General features: G+C 61.6%; 13 protein-coding genes. 5 read left to right on the top strand and 8 right to left on the bottom strand.

The features are described from left to right. Window positions 1-3: 3 nt before the first annotated feature. The 3 genes from E7813_RS25895 to E7813_RS25885 form a co-directional block, all read right to left on the bottom strand. Window positions 4-1,905 (bottom strand): extracellular solute-binding protein, encoded by a 1,902-nt coding sequence (locus tag E7813_RS25895; protein WP_291578149.1) that lies wholly within the window; start codon window positions 1,903-1,905, stop codon window positions 4-6. Continuing rightward, the gene (locus E7813_RS25890) at window positions 1,902-3,803 is read right to left on the bottom strand and encodes an extracellular solute-binding protein (RefSeq protein ID WP_291578148.1); all 1,902 of its coding nucleotides are present in this window, start codon (window positions 3,801-3,803) and stop codon (window positions 1,902-1,904) included. Before E7813_RS25890 ends, E7813_RS25895 begins: the two co-directional genes overlap by 4 nt. Before the next feature lie 247 nt (window positions 3,804-4,050). Continuing rightward, the gene (locus E7813_RS25885) at window positions 4,051-4,602 is read right to left on the bottom strand and encodes a cytochrome c family protein (protein ID WP_291578147.1); all 552 of its coding nucleotides are present in this window, start codon (window positions 4,600-4,602) and stop codon (window positions 4,051-4,053) included. Window positions 4,603-4,831: 229 nt separating this feature from the next. Between E7813_RS25885 and E7813_RS25880 the strand changes: the two genes are divergently transcribed. Both E7813_RS25880 and E7813_RS25875 read left to right on the top strand, forming a co-directional pair. Next, window positions 4,832-5,572 (top strand): 3-deoxy-manno-octulosonate cytidylyltransferase, encoded by a 741-nt coding sequence (locus E7813_RS25880; protein ID WP_291578146.1) that lies wholly within the window; start codon window positions 4,832-4,834, stop codon window positions 5,570-5,572. Window positions 5,573-5,628: 56 nt separating this feature from the next. Further along, window positions 5,629-6,477: a prephenate dehydratase gene (locus E7813_RS25875; protein WP_291578163.1), complete on the top strand. Its 849-nt coding sequence runs from the start codon at window positions 5,629-5,631 to the stop codon at window positions 6,475-6,477. Between the two features lie 9 nt (window positions 6,478-6,486). Here E7813_RS25875 and E7813_RS25870 read toward each other — a convergent pair whose 3' ends face one another. Both E7813_RS25870 and E7813_RS25865 read right to left on the bottom strand, forming a co-directional pair. Then, complete coding sequence (locus E7813_RS25870; RefSeq protein ID WP_291578145.1) at window positions 6,487-7,776, bottom strand: serine hydrolase; 1,290 nt, start codon at window positions 7,774-7,776, stop codon at window positions 6,487-6,489. Window positions 7,777-7,794: 18 nt separating this feature from the next. After that, window positions 7,795-8,814, bottom strand: a complete 1,020-nt coding sequence (locus E7813_RS25865) for an LLM class flavin-dependent oxidoreductase (protein ID WP_291578144.1) — start codon at window positions 8,812-8,814, stop codon at window positions 7,795-7,797. Window positions 8,815-8,945: 131 nt separating this feature from the next. Here E7813_RS25865 and E7813_RS25860 point away from each other — a divergent pair, with 131 nt between their 5' ends. The 3 genes from E7813_RS25860 to metH are packed head-to-tail and all read left to right on the top strand — an operon-like array spanning window position 8,946 to window position 14,012. Further along, complete coding sequence (locus E7813_RS25860; RefSeq protein ID WP_291578143.1) at window positions 8,946-9,203, top strand: hypothetical protein; 258 nt, start codon at window positions 8,946-8,948, stop codon at window positions 9,201-9,203. Window positions 9,204-9,220: 17 nt separating this feature from the next. Then, window positions 9,221-10,135 (top strand): methylenetetrahydrofolate reductase [NAD(P)H], encoded by a 915-nt coding sequence (gene metF, locus E7813_RS25855; RefSeq protein WP_291578142.1) that lies wholly within the window; start codon window positions 9,221-9,223, stop codon window positions 10,133-10,135. Window positions 10,136-10,139: 4 nt separating this feature from the next. After that, complete coding sequence (gene metH / locus E7813_RS25850) at window positions 10,140-14,012, top strand: methionine synthase (protein WP_291578141.1); 3,873 nt, start codon at window positions 10,140-10,142, stop codon at window positions 14,010-14,012. Window positions 14,013-14,066: 54 nt separating this feature from the next. On the opposite strand, the gene E7813_RS25845 is transcribed toward metH, so the two are convergent. The 3 genes from E7813_RS25845 to E7813_RS25835 all read right to left on the bottom strand — a co-directional run bounded on the left by E7813_RS25845 (window position 14,067) and on the right by E7813_RS25835 (window position 18,155). Continuing rightward, window positions 14,067-16,109 carry a TRAP transporter large permease subunit gene (locus E7813_RS25845; protein WP_291578140.1) on the bottom strand — a complete coding sequence of 681 codons (2,043 nt, stop codon included), beginning with the start codon at window positions 16,107-16,109 and terminating at the stop codon, window positions 14,067-14,069. 83 nt (window positions 16,110-16,192) lie between these two features. Continuing rightward, window positions 16,193-17,194: a DctP family TRAP transporter solute-binding subunit gene (locus E7813_RS25840; RefSeq protein WP_291578139.1), complete on the bottom strand. Its 1,002-nt coding sequence runs from the start codon at window positions 17,192-17,194 to the stop codon at window positions 16,193-16,195. Between the two features lie 190 nt (window positions 17,195-17,384). Further along, entirely contained in the window at window positions 17,385-18,155 is a 771-nt protein-coding gene (locus E7813_RS25835; protein WP_291578138.1) for a methyltransferase domain-containing protein, read from the bottom strand. Between the last annotated feature and the right edge of the window lie 334 nt (window positions 18,156-18,489).

Below are 18,489 nucleotides of genomic sequence, written 5' to 3'. Positions count from 1 at the left end.
GAACTACTTTGCCTGCCTGGAATTCGCCGCCTTGGCGGTGTCCCACCACCATAGGGTGCGCTCCCCAAGGCTGGAAGAATAGTTGTCGATCTGATAGCGCGGCAAATTCTTCGGATGGTCGAACCCGATCCAGTAGGCCAGCGGGTGCGTGGTGCGGTACCATTGCGGCACCCAATAGCGCCCGGCGCGAAACACCCGGTCGAACACCCGGCACGCGGTCGTCAGGTCAGCCCGGTTGTCGGCGGCGATGATGCGCTCGATCAGGGCATCGAGGACCGGATTCGCAATGCCGGCAAGGTTGTAGGATCCTTTGGTGGCGGCGGCCTGCGACGAAAAGAACGGACGCATGGCGTCGCCCGGGGTCGCCGACATGCTGAAGCGCTCGACGGTCATGTCGAAATCGAAATCTTCCACCCGGGCGCGGTATTGCACGGCATCGACGATCCGCAGGCTTGCCTCGATCCCGAGCGTGCCGAGGTTCTTGATATAGGGCGCATGGTGCGGCTGGAACGTGGTGTCATCGGTCAGAAACTCGATCTTGAAAGCCTCGCCATTCGGCAGCACCCGCCTGCCGTCCTTGATGGCGAGCCCGGCATCGGCAAGCAGTTGCGAGGCCTTGCGCAGCAGCGTCCTGTCCTGCCCCGATCCGTCCGACACCGGCGGCACGAAGGGCAGGCCGAACACTTCGTCCGGCACCTGGCCGCGAAACGTCTCGAGCAGCTTGAGCTCTTCCGGCGACGGCGGTCCGTTGGCCATCATGTCCGAATTCTGGAACGGCGACTGGGTGCGCGCATAGGTGCCATACATGATGGTCTTGTTGGTCCATTCGAAGTCGAACGCCAGCGTCAAGGCATCGCGCACCCGCACATCCCCGAACTTGTCGCGCCGCAGGTTGATGAACCAGCCCTGCGCGCCCGACGGCGTGTCGTCGGGCAGGATTTCCTGTTTGACACGGCCGTCCTTGATCGCAGGAAAATCGTAGCGCGTCGCCCACAATCGCGACAAAAACTCCTCGCGGAACAGGTAATTCTTCGCCGTGAAGCCCTCGAACGCGACATCGCGGTCGCGGTAGAATTCGTAACGCACAATATCGAAATTGAAGCTGCCGCGGCTGACCGGCAGGTCGGCTCCCCACCAATCCTTGATCCGCTCGAATTCGATGTAGCGGTTGACCTCGAACTTTCCGACCTTGTAGGGCCCGGATCCCAGCGGGGTATCGAGCGTCGATTCGTCGAACGGCCGCGTCGCGTAATAGGATTGCGAGAAGATCGGCAGGCTCGCAACATAGAGCGGCACGTCGCGCCCGCGCTTTTCCGCGAAAGTGACGATCAGGGTCGCCTCATCGGGCGCCTCGGCCTTCACCATGTCGCGCATCTGCTGCAGGATCAGCGGATGACCCTTGGTCTTGAGCGTCGTCAGGGAGAAGGCGGCGTCGTGCGCCGTCATTTTCGCGCCGTCGTGGAACCTCGCCTCCGGCCGCATCGTGAAGCGATAGGTCAACTTGTCGGCTGAAATCCGCACCGATCTGGCGGCAAGGCCGTACAACGCGTCCGGCTCGTCGCCGGCGCGCGCCATCAGGGTCGCAAACGTCAGGTCCATGCCTTGCGCGCCCTCGCCCTTGAGGATGAAGGCGTTGAGCGAATTGAACGTCTGAAACGATTGATTGTAGGTGCGCTCCGAGGGAATCGTCGAAAACATCCCGCCTTTCGGTGCGGCAAGATTGACATAGTCGAAGTGGGGAAAGTCGGCCGGATACTTCAGATCGCCGAACGCCGAGATGCCATGAACCTCGGCATCGGCATCGGCCGCCATCGCGGGCCGAAACTGTGTCGCACTCAGCGCGCCGACACCGAGCCCGAGTATATGCCTGCGAGAAAGCGAGAGCTTTCGATAAGGGCTATTCAAGATCGTTTGCCCGTTTTGGCGGCTTTTTCAGCATCCCACCACCACAGGGAGGGAAATCCGGTAACACCGTATTTTGGCAAAGGCTCCGGATGACTGAAGCGATCCCAGCGCGCGGCGCGCTGAAATCCGGCGGCGAATTGCGGGACGACGTAACAATTCCAGAGCAATACCCGATCCAGCGCCTTGCAACTCGCAATCAGTTCCGCGCGATCCTTGGCGAAGATGATACGGTCTATCAGGGCATCGACTGCAGGATTTTTAATGCCGGGAAGATTTCGCGAACCGGGCCGATCCGCCGACTCCGACCCGAAGAAATCGCGTTGCTCGTTGCCTGGCGAAAGTGATTGTCCCCACCCATAGGTGGTGATGTCGAAGTCAAAACTGCGCAAGCGATTCTGATACTGCACACTGTCGACGGTGCGAATATTCACGGTCAGGCCAAGCCGCTCCAGATAAGGCTTGTAGAAAAGAATGCCACGTTCATCGCCTTGGTCCTGGCTCAGAAATTCGACGGCGACCGGCCGGCCGTCGGCGCCGACGAGTTTGCGGTCGCGAATTTCGAAGCCGGCCTCTTTCAGAAGCCGTGTGGCTTCGCGCAAATTGTTGCGGGCGGCTTCCGGATTGCCGCCGACCGGATTTTTGTACGGCATCGTAAAGACCTCGGCAGGCACCTTGTCGCGCACCGTTTCGAGAATCTGCAGCTCCTGACCCTCGGGAAGTCCCGACGAGGTGAGTTCGGGGATGCCGTCAAAATAACTGCTGTCGCGATGGTACTCTCCGTTCGAGAGCTGCCGGTCCGACTCCTCCCAATCATAGGCATAATTGAATGCGCGGCGGACCCTGACATCCGCAAATATTGCCCGGCGCAGATTGAACGCGAAGCCTTGCATGTGCCCCGAACTCGCATCGGGAAATTTTTCCTTGATGACGCGTTTTTCGCGCTCGGCGGGGAAATCGTAGGCCGTCGACCATTGCTTGCCGCTGCGCTCGGTAAACCAGTCCATCTGATCGGCCTTGAAGGCCTCGCGCCCAACCGTGTCGTCGCGAAAGAATTCAAACCGAAGCTCGTCGAAATTGTCCTGGCCGGCGCTGTGCGGAAAATCCTTCCCCCAATAATCCTTGACCCGTTCAAGCACCAGCGTGCGGCCTGCTTCAAACTCCCTGATACGATAGGCCGCAGACCCCAGCGGAATCTCCAACGTCGTCGCCGTGATGTCTCGCTTGCGCCCCTGCGCATCGGTGCCTTCCCACCAGTGCTTCGGCAGCACCGGGAACTCGCCAGCGATCGAGGGAAGTTCGCGGTTGCCCGGCCTGTCGAAAGTAAATTTGATGTCGCGCTCGCCGGCCTGTTCGCACTTGACGATATGCCGGTAGTAGGCGCTGAACATCGGACTGTTCTTCTTGAACGCATCCAACGAGAAGATGACGTCGGCCGGGATTACCGGCTTGCCATCGTGCCAGCGCGCCGCAGCGTTCAATCGATAGATGACGTACGAAAAATCGTCGGGATAGCTGGCCGCTTCCGCAAGCAGCCCATAGGCCGTCCCCGGTTCATCCAGCGACCTGGTCGTCAGCGTTTGATTTATCAAGGTGGCGCCGCCGGCGATCGACCCTTTCAATCCCTGGATCACGATGTTGAAATTGTCGAAAGTACCGAGTTCGAACAGACGTACGATGCCTTGCTTCGGCGCGCCCGGATTGACGTAGTCGAAGTGTTCGAAGCCGGCGGGATATTTGACGTCGCCAAACATCGACAACGCGTGCCGCCAACTTGGTGCGCCTGTTGCGGTCTGCGCGCTCGCCGGGCTTGCGGTCGGGAGACCGATCGTCGCTCCCAAAGTAGGGGCAACCGCGGCAAACGCCCCGCTCTGCAAAAGATGTCGTCGGGTGATTGCCAAATGGAGAATTCCTGTGGGTGCGGAGCGCTATTGAGGGCGTAATATAAGGCAAGGATTCGACGGATTATGTTGCTTTTTGCCCATGATAGCACCCCGTAACAGGGGTTTCTGCGGCGAAAGGTCCCGATAACAAAAGCGCGAGCCGTCGCATCAAAATGACGAGGCGAAGCTCAGATGCAAAAGCGGCCAGGCAATGCCTGGCCGCTGCCGGACTTTACGTAGAAGTTCAACCAGAACCGTCGCAAGGTTATTTCGCCGCGGTCGGCAGCGGAACCGGACTATCCGAAAGCGTGTGCAGATAATCGATCACGTCGGCGCGCTCGCTGTCCTTCGGGATTCCAGCAAAGCCCATCGCGGTGCCGGGGACGAAGCCCTTGGGATTGGCAATGAACTGGTTGAGGTCGTCATAGCTCCAGGTACCGCCCTTGGCCTTCATCGCGGCGGAGAAATTGAAACCCCCGCGTCCCTCGCCTTTCTTGTCGCCGACGATGCCGTAAAGATTCGGCCCGACCCGGTTCGGGCCGCCCTTCTCGAAGGTGTGACAGGCGGCGCACTTCTTGGCCGAAGCGGCGCCCTTCTCGACCGAGGCGGTCTGCAGCAGTTTCTCGATCGGTTCGGAGGGCGCGGGTGCGGCTTCCTTGCCGGCGGCCGACGCCTCTTCCTTCACGGCGATCTCATAACCCGGCTTTTCCGGTATCACGGGCGCAAAAATCGCTCCGGCCGAGAAGCTCATTATCAGCAAAACAAGGCAGGTGCCCAGAATGGCACCGAGAATTTTATTGAGTTCGAAGGAGTCCATTTTCGCTCGGCTCCGGGCCGTAAGGTCGACTTCAGGCCGGCTGAGCGGCCGCGGTTGAGCATCAGGAATCAGGCTTTCGCACCGCACCCCAAGCCACGATCAGATATCGGTTTGCCCGCGCTCTGGCAACCCGTATAAATGCGCCAACTTCCGGCCAATCCCCATCATTTACGGCCCGTTATCAACCGGGGCCGGCCCTCGTCCCCAAGCCGTTCTCAAGACCGCTCCCATGACCGAAACCCGCATTCTGGTGCTGATTCCCGCCCGCATGGCCGCCACGCGCCTGCCCGGCAAACCGCTGCTGGATATTGCCAGCCTGCCGATGATCGTCCATGTCCTGCGCCGTGCCGAGGCCGCGCAAATCGGCCGGGTGGCGGTCGCCACCGATACACCGGAAATCGCCGCGGTAGCCAAATCCCACGGCTTTGAAGCTGTCATGACCCGCGCCGATCATCCTTCCGGATCGGACCGGATTTACGAGGCCCTCGGCAAGCTCGATCCGCAAGGCAGGATCGACATCGTCGTCAACCTGCAAGGCGACTTTCCGACCATCCTGCCCGACAACATCCGCAGCGTGCTGGCACCGCTTGCCGACCCCGCGGTCGATATCGCAACGCTGGCCGCCGAAATCCATACCGAGGAAGAGAGCATCAACCCGAACGTGGTCAAGATGGTCGGCTCGCAGGTGAGCGAGCGGCGGCTGCGCGCACTCTACTTTACCCGCGCCACCGCCCCCTGGGGGGACGGGCCGCGCTACCATCATGTCGGCCTTTATGCCTATCGCCGCGCGGCACTGGAGCGTTTCGTGGCGCTGCCGCCCTCCGCCCTGGAGCGGCAGGAGAAACTCGAGCAGCTCCGGGCCGTGGAGGCCGGCATGCGGATCGACGCCATGATCGTCGATACCGTGCCGCGCGGCGTCGACACCCCCGAAGACCTCGCGACCACCCGCCTCCTACTGGCGAAAAGCTGAGCGGCTGTTACAAGGCGGCCATGACTGCAACAATGACCAAGGCAACGACCAAAGCCATGAAGATCGCATTCCAGGGCGAACCGGGCGCGAATTCGCATATCGCCATCGTCAACGCCTATCCCGACGCCGAGGCGCTGGCTTGCCCGACCTTCGAAGACGCACTGGCCGCCATCACTTCCGGCGAGGCGGACCTCGGCATGATCCCGATCGAAAATTCGGTCGCCGGACGCGTTGCCGACATTCACCATCTGCTGCCGCAATCCGGCCTGTTCATCGTCGGCGAATGGTTCGAGCCGATCCACCATCAATTGATGGCGCCGCGCGGCGCCAGGCTCGCCGATATCAAGACCGTGGAGAGCCACGTCCATGCGCTCGGGCAATGCCGCCGCATCATCCGCAAGCTCGGCATCAAGCCGGTCGTATCCGGCGACACCGCGGGAAGTGCGCGTATCGTCTCGGAGCGCGGCGACAAGAGTTGCGCGTCGATCGCCTCGCGCCTTGCGGCGGAGATCTATGGCCTCGATATCCTGGCCGAGGACGTCGAGGACGAAACCCACAACACCACGCGCTTTGTGGTACTGGCGCGCGAGGCGAACTGGGCCAAACAGGGCTCGGGGCCGCTGGTCACGACTTTTGTTTTCCGGGTGCGCAACCTGCCCGCCGCGCTCTACAAGGCGATGGGGGGCTTTGCCACCAACGGCGTCAACATGACCAAGCTGGAAAGCTACATGGTCGACGGCAATTTCTTCGCCACCCAGTTCTATGCCGACGTCGACGGCCATCCCGACGACAGGAATCTTGCATTCGCGCTGGAGGAGCTGAAATTCTTCTCGCGTGAATTCCGGATCGTCGGGGTCTATCCCGGCCATCCATTCAGGGCGACGTTCAGCGAGAAGCAGGAATAACGGCCGGCTTTAGCCGAACTGCTCAACCACCGCCGACCACAGGCGCCAGACCTCGGGACGGGTTTCAAGAGCGGTCTGGACCATGACCAGCTTCGAGGCCGGATCGACGCAGACGCGTTGGCCGAGGTCGCCGGAGAACGCGAACTGGCGCCGCTTGCCGGGAAGCAGAAACAGAAAATAGCCGTAACCGAAATCCGGCATGGCTTTGCCCGGCAGCAAATAGCTGTCGGACGGCCGCACCGTGGTCGCCTCCAGCATCCACTGCGCCGGAATGATCTCTTTGCCCTCCCACGCACCGTCATAGGCAAGCAGGCGTCCGAGCCGCGCGTAATCGCGCAGCACGGCGTTGAAACCGAAATGCGCGACCTCAAAGCCCTCCGCATCCAGGAACCACGAAGCATCGGCTTCGGCGCCGATCGGTTGCCATACTTTTTCCTGCAGATAATCCGATGCCGACTTGTTCACGGCGTTGTGGAGCACCACGCCGAGCACATCGGGTTCGATGCTGGCGTAATAGTATCGCGTGCCCGGCGCAGCGATCCGATGGTTGAATTGCGCGATGCTGGCGACCGTGCCTTTTTGGGAGAACCACGACCCTCTGATCATGTCGCCCCACAAGCGATTGAGGTCGCGGCTGTCGTCTCTTTCTTCGCCAAAATCAACACCGGAAGACATGTGCAGCAAATCGCGGATCGGTGTCCTGCCGTATTCGGTGCCCTTGAAGCCCGGGACATAGGTCTCCGGCGTGTCGTCGACCGATTTGATCGCGCCTTCGGAAACGGCGATGCCGATCAATATCCCAGTGATCGATTTCACCATCGACTGCGAAAGCATCCGGTCGCGATCGGTTCGGCCGTATTGATAATGCTCGAACAGGATCCGGTCGTCCTTCGCGATCAAAAGGCCGGTGACGGGATTGCGCGACAAATATTCGGTCAGGGAAGATGGCTTGCCCTTGTACGAATAGCGCAACTCCGCGAGCGAACGCTTGAACATCCACGGTGTGGCGGCGCGCTCGATCTTCCGCGTCGTATAAATCTCACCGAAATGGCTGAAAGCGCCTACGCGGTAGTTTGGCTCAAAGGGGTTGCCATGCAGTCGGGCCCTTAGAGAACTGGGAGCGGGAAAACCCTCGGCGGCACCGTACAGATCGGCGTTCGGGCCGGTGGGAGAGAATGTCGGACCGGCGCCATTGCCGGTCACCGCACCGTCGTCAATCGTCTCGGCGATGGCAGGACCGCAGGCGGCCGTGGCGGCGAGGCCTGCCAACGCTGCGCGGCGAGAGATAGTGGGCGCCATCCGATTGGCCGATCAACCTTATGCTGCGGCCTTGTTGCCGAGCCCGAACGCATCCGCCAGCAGATCGTACGATTTCTTGCGGGCGTCGTGATCGTACACCGCGGTAATGACCATCAACTCATCGGCCTTGCTCGCCGCAATCATCGGCTGCAGCTTCGCCATCACGGTGGCGGGACTGCCGACGAACAGCCGCGAGCGATTGCGCGCGATCGAGCCACGCTCGGCGTCGGTGTAGGGATGGGCCAACGCTTCCTCGACGCTCGGCAACGGCAAATACTGGCCGCGGTCGCGGCGCAGCCGGTTGAGATCCATCGACGACGCCAACCGCTCGGCTTCCGCGTCGGTGTCGGCCGCAATCGCGGCGACCGCAAGAATGCCATAGGGCGTCGAGCGCCAGCCCGACGGCTTGAAGCGCTGACGATAGTTGGTCAGCGCCTCGACCGCATCATAGGACGCAAAATGATGTGCGAACGCAAAGCCCATGCCGACTTGCGCTGCGAGTTCCGAACTGTAATCGCTGGAGCCAAGCAGCCAGATCGGCGGCAGCGGCACGTCGTCGGGCATCGCGATCACGTTGTTGAAGGGATGGCCGGGCGGGAAATCGCGGGTCTCCCACAGCGTCAATTCATGCAGGCGCTCGAGAAAATCGTCACCCTCGCGGCGATCGAGCCGGCTGCGCAGCGCGTAGGCTGTGGCCCCGTCGGTACCCGGCGCGCGTCCCAGTCCGAGATCGATCCGGCCGGGAAACAGGGCCTCCAGCATCTTGAAGCGTTCGGCCACCATCAGCGGCGCGTGGTTGGGCAGCATCACGCCGCCGGAGCCGACCCGGATGCGGCTCGTCACCGCAGCGATCTGCCCGATCATGAGGTCGGGCGCCGGGCTCGCCACCGAGGCGAGGTTGTGATGCTCGGCCAGCCAGTAACGCAGGTAGCCGAGCGCATCGGCGTGGCGCGCCAGATCGATGCTGTTGCGCAACGCCGCAGCGGGCTTGGTGCCGGTGGTGACGACGGAGAGGTCGAGGATGGAAAGAGGGATCATGGCGCTAAGCTAGTGCCTCGGATCGAGCGCACAAAGGGGCCTGATGCGCAGACCAGTCGCGCACCCGATGGGACGGGTAGGCCGTTCCTGGATGGATGGGTGGGACGATATTTCTGATATGATTCTTAATCATGTACTGCCCACTAACTGGGCCTGAAGGTCTTTCGCAAGAGAACTTCACTCTTTGGCTTGTAAATAAAGCACTAATTAAATCTTCTATGGAAATTCAGTTGCTCTCGAAGCTTGCCCAACAATTACATAATTTTGATCTCTCACCATATTATCCGCAAAAATTGGGCAATTTCCCACCAGCAATGGGCTATATGGAAAGCCTTCTTTGGCTTATTTTAGGGGTCTGCAACCAAGCTGGACGCAGTTTACAGCCCTGAGCGGAGTTTGTGGTGCCATGACCGAGATTACGCCCGCCCCGCAAGACCGCCATGCGGGGCAAAAACTCCCGGCCATTTCCTTTGAGTTCTTTCCGCCAAAGACCGAGGAGATGGAGCGCAGCCTGTGGGAGACCATCAAGCGCCTGGCGCCGCTGGAGCCCTCCTTTGTCTCGGTGACCTACGGCGCGGGCGGATCGACCCGCGAGCGCACCCATTCGACCATCACCCGCATCCTGTCCGAAACCAGCCTGCTGCCGGCGGCACACCTCACCTGCGTCGGTGCGTCGCGCGGCGAGATCGACGACATCGTCGGCCGCTATTACGACGCCGGCGTCCGCCATATCGTTGCGCTGCGCGGCGATCCGTCCGGCGGCATCGGCACCGCCTACACCACGCATCCGGACGGCTATCGCACCTCGGCGGATCTCGTCGCCGGCATCAAGCGGCAGCATGGCGACATCGAGGTCTCGGTCTCCGCCTACCCCGAGAAACATCCGGAAAGCCGCGACTTCGATGCCGACATCGATATGTTGAAGGCCAAGGTCGATGCCGGCGCAGCCCGCGCCATCACCCAGGTCTTTTTCGACAACGATCTCTACTTCCGCTATCTCGACCGTGTCAGGGCGCGCGGCATCGAGATTCCGATCGTGCCGGGCATCATGCCGATGCACAATTTCAAGCAGGCAAGAGCCTTCGTGACCCGCGCCGGCACCACCGTGCCGAACTGGCTCGCGGAGAAATTCGAGGGCCTCGACGACGATCCAGAAACCCGCAAACTGGTTGCTGCCACCGTCGCGGCCGGCCAGGTGCAGAAGCTCGCCAAGCACGGCATCGACACTTTTCACTTTTACACCATGAACCGCGCCGACCTCGTATTCGCGATCAGTCATTTGCTCGGCATCCGCCCGAATGGCGCGCAGAAAGCCGCCTGATCCGATGACTGTTCCGGTTTCTCCCAAACGTATCGCTTTGCTGGCGGCTGCCCGCGAGCGGATTCTGGTGCTCGACGGCGCCATGGGCACCATGATCCAGGGCCTCGACTACGACGAGGCCGCGTTTCGCGGCGAGCGCTTCAAGGTTTTCCACCGCGACCTGCGCGGCAACAACGACCTGTTGATCCTGACGCAGCCGAAAGCGATCCTGGACATCCACGCCGACTACCTGCGCGCCGGCGCCGACATCGTCGCCACCAACACCTTTTCCTCGACCTCGATCGCGCAGGCCGATTACGACCTCTCCGGCATTGCCTATGAGATGAACCTCGAAGGCGCGAAACTGGCACGCGCCGCCGCCGAGCGCGTCACCGCCGAGGACGGCAAACCGCGCTTTGTCGCCGGCGCCATCGGCCCGACCAACCGCACCGCGTCGATTTCGCCCGATGTTTCCAGCCCCGGTTTCCGCGCCGTCACCTTCGATGATCTGCGCACCGCTTACGGCGAGCAGGTCAAGGGCCTGCTGGACGGCGGCGTCGACCTTTTGCTGGTCGAGACCATCTTTGACACGCTCAACGCCAAGGCAGCACTCTATGCGATCGCCGAGATCGCGGAGGCTAGAGGCCTCGATGTTCCCGTGATGATCTCCGGCACCATCACCGACAAGTCCGGCCGGCTGCTGTCGGGGCAATTGCCCGAGGCGTTCTGGAATTCGGTGCGCCACGCCAAACCCCTCACCGTCGGCTTCAACTGCGCGCTCGGCGCCGAGGATTTGCGCGCGCATATCGCCGACATCGGCCGCGTCGCCGATACGCTGGTCTGCGCCTATCCCAATGCCGGCCTGCCCAACGAATTCGGCCAGTACGACGAGAGCCCAGAATTCATGGCCCGGCTGATCGGCGAATTCGCACGCGCCGGCCTCGTCAACATCGTCGGCGGCTGCTGCGGCACCACGCCGGAACACGTCGCGGCGATTGCCGCCGCGGTCGCGCCGCAGCGCCCGCGCATAGTTCCCATGATCGAACCGCGCCTGCGGCTCTCGGGGCTGGAGCCGTTCGAACTGACGCCCGCGATTCCCTTTGTCAACGTCGGCGAGCGCACCAACGTCACGGGATCTGCGAAATTCCGCAAACTGATCACCGCCGGCGACTACACCGCAGCACTGCAGGTGGCGCGCGACCAGGTCGAGAACGGCGCCCAGATCATCGACGTCAACATGGATGAAGGCCTGCTGGATTCCGAAGCCGCGATGGTGACGTTCCTCAATCTCGTCGCCGCCGAGCCGGACATCGCCCGCGTGCCCGTGATGGTCGACTCCTCGAAATTCGCCGTGATCGAAGCCGGCCTGAAATGCGTGCAGGGCAAGCCGGTGGTGAATTCGATCTCGATGAAGGAAGGCGAGGCCAAGTTCATTCACGAGGCCACCATCGCGCGGCGTCATGGCGCCGCCGTCGTGGTGATGGCGTTCGACGAAGCCGGCCAGGCCGACACCTTTGCGCGCAAGACCGAGATCTGCAAGCGCGCCTACGACATCCTGGTCGGCCAAATCAATTTCCCGCCGGAAGACATCATCTTCGATCCGAATATCTTTGCGATCGCCACCGGGCTCGAGGAGCACAACAACTACGGCGTCGATTTCATCGAGGCGACGCGCTGGATCCGCGCGAACCTGCCGCTTGCCCATATCTCCGGCGGCGTCTCCAACCTTTCGTTCTCATTCCGCGGCAACGAGCCGGTGCGCGAGGCCATGCATTCGGTATTCCTGTATCACGCGATTCATGCCGGCATGGACGTGGGCATCGTCAATGCCGGCCAGATGATCGTCTATGACGACATCGACCCCGAACTGCGCCAAGTATGCGAGGACGTGATCCTCAACCGCGATCCCGGCGCGTCCGAGCGGCTGCTGCAATTGGCCGAAAAATTCCGCGGCAAGGAGAAGCAGGCCAAGGAGACCGATCTGGCCTGGCGCGAATGGCCGGTCGACAAGCGGCTGAGCCACGCGCTGGTGCACGGCATCACCGAATATATCGAAGAGGATACCGAGGACGCCCGCAAGCTCGCCGAGCGTCCGCTCAACGTCATCGAAGGCCCGCTGATGGCTGGCATGAACGTGGTCGGCGATCTCTTCGGCGACGGCAAGATGTTCCTGCCGCAGGTGGTGAAATCCGCCCGCGTGATGAAGCAGGCGGTCGCCTACCTGATGCCGTTCATGGAAGAGGAGAAGGCGCGCAACCTCGCCAATGGCGTCGAAGGCGACGGCCGCAACTCCGCCGGCAAGATCGTGCTCGCCACCGTGAAGGGCGACGTCCACGACATCGGCAAGAACATCGTCGGCATCGTGTTGCAATGTAACAATTTCGAGGTGATCGACCTCGGCGTCATGGTGCCGGCCTCCCGGATCATCGAGACCGCTAAAGCCGAGCGCGCCGACATCATCGGCCTTTCCGGTTTGATCACGCCCTCGCTCGACGAGATGAGCTTCCTCGCCGGCGAGATGGAGCGGCAGGGCATGAACGTGCCGCTGTTGATCGGCGGTGCCACCACCAGCCGGGTCCATACCGCGGTCAAGATCGACCCGAACTACAAAAACGGCCCGGTGGTCCATGTCAACGACGCCAGCCGCGCCGTCGGCGTCGCCTCGTCGCTGCTGTCGCCGGAGCGGCGCGAGGCCTATGCCGCCGAGGTGCGCGCCGATTACGCCAAGATCTCGGCGGCGCATTTGCGCGCGCAAGCTGACAAGAAGCGCGTGAAGTTGGCGGATGCCCGTGCCAACGCCGTCACCATCGATTTTGCCAAGGCGCCGCCAAAAAAGCCGGCGTTCCTGGGCATCAAGAGCTTTGGGGATTACGACCTCGCCGAGCTGGCCGATTACATCGACTGGACGCCGTTCTTCCAGACCTGGGAGCTGACCGGGCGCTTTCCCGCCATTCTCGACGACGCAAAAGTCGGCGAAGTCGCGCGCTCGCTGTATGCCGACGCCCGCAAGATGCTGGACCTCATCGTGAAGGAGAACTGGTTCAAGGCACAGGCCACCATCGGCTTCTGGCCGGCCAATGCCGAGGGCGACGACATCGCGGTTTATGCCGACGATACGCGTAAAACCAGGATCGCGACGTTCCACACCCTGCGCCAGCAGCTCGAGAAACGCGAAGGCCGCTTCAACGCCGCACTGTCGGATTTCATCGCCCCCGCAGCGAGCGGCGTGCCGGATTATATCGGCGCCTTCGTGGTCACCGCCGGGATCGGCGAAGACATCGTCGCCGACCGCTTCAGGCGTGCCAATGACGATTACTCCTCGATCCTGTGCAAGGCGCTGGCGGACCGTCTTGCCGAAGCCTTTGCCGAACGCATGCACGCCCGCGTGCGCCGCGAATTCTGGGGCTACGCGCCGGACGAGACGCTGACGCCCGACCAGTTGATCCTCGAACAATACAAGGGCATCCGTCCCGCGCCCGGTTATCCCGCGCAGCCTGATCACACCGAGAAGGCGACGCTGTTCCGCCTGCTCGACGCCGAGAACACCGTCGGCGTCAAGCTGACCGAGAATTATGCGATGTGGCCGGGCTCGTCGGTGTCGGGGCTTTATTTCAGTCATCCGGAAAGTTTTTATTTCGGTGTCGGCAAGATCGAGCGCGACCAGGTCGAGGACTACGCCGCGCGCAAGGACTGGAGCATCACCGAGACCGAGCGCTGGCTGGCGCCGGTGCTGAATTATATTCCGGGGCAGGACAGCCGGGGACGCTCGACGAAAGAGCCGATCCCGACGCTGGCGCCGGCCAACGACGCGACATCGCCGGAACTGGCCGCGCATCCGCCGGGCTGCACCTGCGCGGTGCACCTCGCCTATCGCAAGAAGGCCGTGCGGGCCGGGTAGCTTCGTCCAAACAGGCTTGCCACTATTGCGGGCCACCCGGTCGCGCAAATTTACCTAATGCATGCCGAGCACAGTCGGAAGCCAGAGGGTTAGTCCAGGCCAATAGGTTACGATTACAAGAAACACCAGCATCGTGAGCAGCCACGGCATGACGGCCATGGCCAGATCGGTGATCCGCATGCCGGCGATCATCGATGCGACATACAGGTTGAGGCCGACCGGGGGGTGGCAAAGGCCAACCTCCATATTGACGTCGATCACGATGCCGAAATGGACCAGATCGATGCCCAGCCGCTTCGCCGCCGGCGCCAGGATCGGAGCCATGATCAGGATGATCGAGGTCGGCTCCATGAAATTGCCGGCCAGCAGCAGCAATACGTTGACGAGCAGAAGGAAACCGACCCAGCCGAGATCCTGAGCTGTGATCCAGTCGGCGAGCGCGGAAGGAATATTCTCGTTGCTGAGAACGAACGAAAACAATACCGCGTTGGTCACGATATACAGCAGCATCGCGCTGGTGTTGGCGGCCTTCAGCAACACCCGCGGCACATCCTTGAACTTCAGAGCCTTGTACACGAATACCGATATGAAGAACGAATAGACCGCTGCCATCGCAGCGGCTTCCGTCGCGGTGAACAGGCCGCTGTAGATGCCGCCGATGATGATGACGACCAGCATCAGACCCCAGATGCTTTCCCGGAACGCATGAAGGGTATCGCCCCAGCTCGCCCTGGTCATCCGTGGATAGTTTCGCTTCCGGGCCAAATACCAGGTCACCCCGCACAGCATCGCGGTCAACAGAGAGCCGGGCAAAAGACCTGCCACAAACAGCGCGCCGATCGATGTGCCGGTGGAGATCGCATAGATGATCTTCGGGATCGACGGCAGCATCAGGATACCGAGCGAGCCGGCAACCGTGATGATGCCGGCGCCAAATCGCATCGGATAGCCATTCCGCACCATCTCGGGCAAAACGATCGCCCCGACAGCGGCCACGGTGGCGACGCTCGAACCGCAAACAAGTGCGAACATCGAGCAGGCCACGATGCCGGCGAGCCCCAATCCACCGTGCCAATGCCCGATCAGGGATGTCGCGAAGTTGATCATCCGCCGCGCGACACCGCCATGGGTCAGAAAATTGCCAGCCAGGATGAAGAACGGGATCGCCATGATCTCGAAGCTCTCGATTCCGGTGAACAGCTTCATCGATACCGCTTCAATCGGAACCGTCGTCAGCGTGAACAGGAAGGTGAGCACGGTGAGACCAAGCGCGATCGAAACCGGTATGCCGGTCAGCATCAGCGCGATCAGCAGCACGAAGATCGTGCCGGCGCGCATCGCCTGCGGCATGACGATGATGCCTGCCTTCTCTCCGAGGCAGATCGTCAGAATCAATATCGGCGCCAGGATCAGGATCAATCCGAGTGGGCTCGCCTTGCCACGCAGGTCCTCGTTCGGACCGGCCGCCAGAGGGTGCAACGCCGGGGCGGTCACCTCGATGCCCTCGACCTGCGCCTCGTTGTGATGCGGAAGTTCGCCGGTCCGGTAATAGAACCACGCCACCTGCAGGAAGCGGAAGCACATCAGGCCTGAGCCGACCGGGATCGCGAGGTAGACGATCCACATCGGCGCTTCGAGGTCGTTGGATTGCTGGCCGGTCTGCCACATCTGGCTGACGAACGAGCCGCCGAAGCTCGCGATCATCCCGGTGAAAAACGCACCGCACAGCAGACTGAACAGGATCACCTGTTTGCGCGAACGCGCCGGCACCCGGTTGACGAGCAAGTCAACGCCGACATGGATGCCGGTACGCACGCCGTAGGCCGCGCCGAACTTGGCCATCCAGATGAACATGTAGATGCAGAGCTCCTGCGCCCATGAGACATCGAGGGCGGCAAGCCACAAATAAATGTCCTTGAGCATCTCCGGCAGCACGGGCACGCCGCGCGCGGCCAGCCATTTCGACAGATCGATCGAGAGGCCGGTCCCATAGCGGTGCAGCACGGCGAAAAAGATCAGCGCGGTCGCCGCAGCGATCAGGGTGGCGATCAGCCACTCTTCCAAATGGTTGAGCGCTCGATTGAGCACTTTAAGCACGCTAGTCCCCCGTCTCAGACCGAAACGGCCGGGAGTGCGATCACTCCCGACCGTTGTCCTGTTTGCTATGCCAAAGCCCGCCGTCAGTTCATCTTGATGTAGAGTTCCTTGGCGACGAGGTCGAGCACCTCCTGCCCGACGCGGCCCTTGGCCCACGCATAGGTCGGCCGCATCGCCGTCTGCCAGGCCTTGCGCTGGTCATCGGTCAGATAGTGAAGGGTGGTTTTGCCGGACTTCTTGATCTCGGCCAGCGCGTCTTCGTTTTCCTTCACCGCGATCGAGTTGGTGTAATCGGTCGCCTCTTCCATCGCCTTGTCGAGCTGTTTGCGGATATCCGGCGGCAATCCGTTCCAGAACTTCGAGTTGACGATCACGGCATATTGCAGGTGCGCATGATAGGAGACCGTGACGTCTTTCTGCACTTCATAAAATTTCTGCGTCAGGTAGTTCGACGCCGTGTTCTCGCAGCCGTCGACCACGCCGGTCTGCAGCGCCTGGTAGACTTCCGAGAACGCCATGATCTGCGGGATCGAGCCGACGTCGCGGAAATAGCGGTCGGCAATCTTGGAGCCGGAGATGCGGATCTTGAGGCCCTGGAAATCGGCCGGCACCAGCAGCGGACGGTTGGCCGAGGTCATGTGAAAGCCGTTGTCCCAATAGGCCAGACCGCTGATGCCCTTGGACTCGAGCTTCTGGAACAGCCACGTGCCGACCGGCCCCTTCATCGCCTTGTCGTAGGTCGCCTCATCCTTGAACAGCCAGGGCAAATCGAGCGCTTCGAACTCCTTGATGCCGAGCGGGGCGAATTTCGCGGTCGAGGGTGCCAGCATCTGCACCGAGCCGAGCTGCAGCGCCTCGATCTCTTCCTTGTCCTTGTAGAGCGAGGAATTCGGGTAGACTTCGATCTTGACCTTGCCGGCGGTATATTTTTCGGCGAGTTCCTTGAACCTGAGCGCGCCCTTGCCCTTCGGCGTGTCGTTTGCGACGACGTGGCTGAACTTGATGATGATCGGCTCCTGGGCCGCGGCCAGGCCTGGAGCCAGACAAAGGGCAGCCGCGAAGCTCGCAAGAATTAATCGGCGCATGAACTCTCCTCCCGGTTGACACGGAAACCGGTTCTTTTGGTTTTCCGGGTAGGTGTAGTGGCAGCAAACCGGCGTTGGAACAACTAGACCTAAGCCGAATTGGCGGGGGCACAAAATCAAGCCCATGGCCGGCGCGCAAACAAAATCACGGGCTTGCCGGCTCGACCCCGCTTGCGCGGCTCCGCGACATTTAGCCCTTGCGCTGCACCACCATAAACAGCCGCCGGAACGGGAACAGCGTCTGGCCGGCGGGGTTTCGCGGGTAGGCTTTCGCAACGCGCTCGCCGTAAGCCGTTTCGAAGGCGGCTTTCTCCTCGCCTTGAAGGATGTCCAGATACCGCGTCAACCACGTGCCCTTGGTCCATTCCTTGACCGGATTTTCCCCTTCGAGGATCTGCAGATACTCGGTCTCCCAGATATCGATGTTCTTGGACAGCGGCGCCAGCACGGCATGATAGAATGCAGGCTCATGGACCGGCGGCGGCATCACGAGATGCTCGAGCCGGCTTCGCCATGGCCCGTTCAAGGCGGTTTCCGCGATCAGCAGATGCGAAGGCGCCGCGAAATTGCGCGGCATCTGCACGGCGAGGATGCCTCCGGGCTCGACTTTTTCCAATATTGAAGGAAGCAACCTGGCATGGTCGGGCAACCAGTGCAGCGCCGCATTGGAGTACACGACGTCGTATTTTTGCGGCGGCTGCCATGATCCCAAATCCTGTTGCAGCCATTCGACCGCGGGCGCCGCCTGTCTCCCGGCCGCGACCATCTCGGATGAGCCTTCGACGCCGACGACGACCGCGTCCGGCCATCTCTCCTTCAACAATTTGGTGACGTTACCGGCCCCGGCGCCAAGGTCGGCGACGCTTCGCACCAAAAAATCCGGAATCCGCATCAGAAGATCGATTGCAGGCCTCAACCGGTGTCCGGAGAATTTCAGATACTGCTGTGGATTCCATACCATCGCCGAGACCTGTTATTTTTGCTTGAGCGGGGGCAGCAGTACTACACTTGCCGAAGCGCAGGTAGGGCAAATCGGCCTCTCGCAAAGAGCGCGCTCTCAGAATGACGCAGAACCCACGCTCGCGAACGATGATGGCATGGGGATTCAATTTTCAAAGAGCAGCTATGAGTCCGCATTCTCGCGGCGCGATTTCGCCCGAGCTCTGCCAGAATTCCTTACCCTCTTAAGAGAGGGCGCAGGGAATGCCGGGCGCCCAATGCGCCCGCAGCCTGGCAGGGCAGAAAAACAAGCTATGCCAGCAAAGTCACCACGGTCACACCGGAATCACCCGGCA

The sequence above is a fragment of the Bradyrhizobium sp. genome (genome assembly GCF_004799405.1).
In the GTDB taxonomy this organism is placed as follows: domain Bacteria; phylum Pseudomonadota; class Alphaproteobacteria; order Rhizobiales; family Xanthobacteraceae; genus Bradyrhizobium.
The sequence above is the reverse complement of the archived record's forward strand: the minus strand, read 5'-3'. Positions and strand labels throughout refer to the sequence as shown.

What these genes read in the sequence shown, in the direction of transcription:
- metH (WP_291578141.1), top strand. Translation starts at nt 10,140, where the DNA reads ATGACTGTTCCGGTTTCTCCCAAACGTATCGCTTTGCTGGCGGCTGCC.
- E7813_RS25835 (WP_291578138.1), bottom strand. Translation starts at nt 18,155, where the DNA reads ATGGTATGGAATCCACAGCAGTATCTGAAATTCTCCGGACACCGGTTG.
- E7813_RS25875 (WP_291578163.1), top strand. Translation starts at nt 5,629, where the DNA reads ATGAAGATCGCATTCCAGGGCGAACCGGGCGCGAATTCGCATATCGCC.
- E7813_RS25870 (WP_291578145.1), bottom strand. Translation starts at nt 7,776, where the DNA reads ATGGCGCCCACTATCTCTCGCCGCGCAGCGTTGGCAGGCCTCGCCGCC.
- E7813_RS25840 (WP_291578139.1), bottom strand. Translation starts at nt 17,194, where the DNA reads ATGCGCCGATTAATTCTTGCGAGCTTCGCGGCTGCCCTTTGTCTGGCT.
- E7813_RS25885 (WP_291578147.1), bottom strand. Translation starts at nt 4,602, where the DNA reads ATGGACTCCTTCGAACTCAATAAAATTCTCGGTGCCATTCTGGGCACC.
- metF (WP_291578142.1), top strand. Translation starts at nt 9,221, where the DNA reads ATGACCGAGATTACGCCCGCCCCGCAAGACCGCCATGCGGGGCAAAAA.
- E7813_RS25880 (WP_291578146.1), top strand. Translation starts at nt 4,832, where the DNA reads ATGACCGAAACCCGCATTCTGGTGCTGATTCCCGCCCGCATGGCCGCC.
- E7813_RS25860 (WP_291578143.1), top strand. Translation starts at nt 8,946, where the DNA reads ATGTACTGCCCACTAACTGGGCCTGAAGGTCTTTCGCAAGAGAACTTC.
- E7813_RS25865 (WP_291578144.1), bottom strand. Translation starts at nt 8,814, where the DNA reads ATGATCCCTCTTTCCATCCTCGACCTCTCCGTCGTCACCACCGGCACC.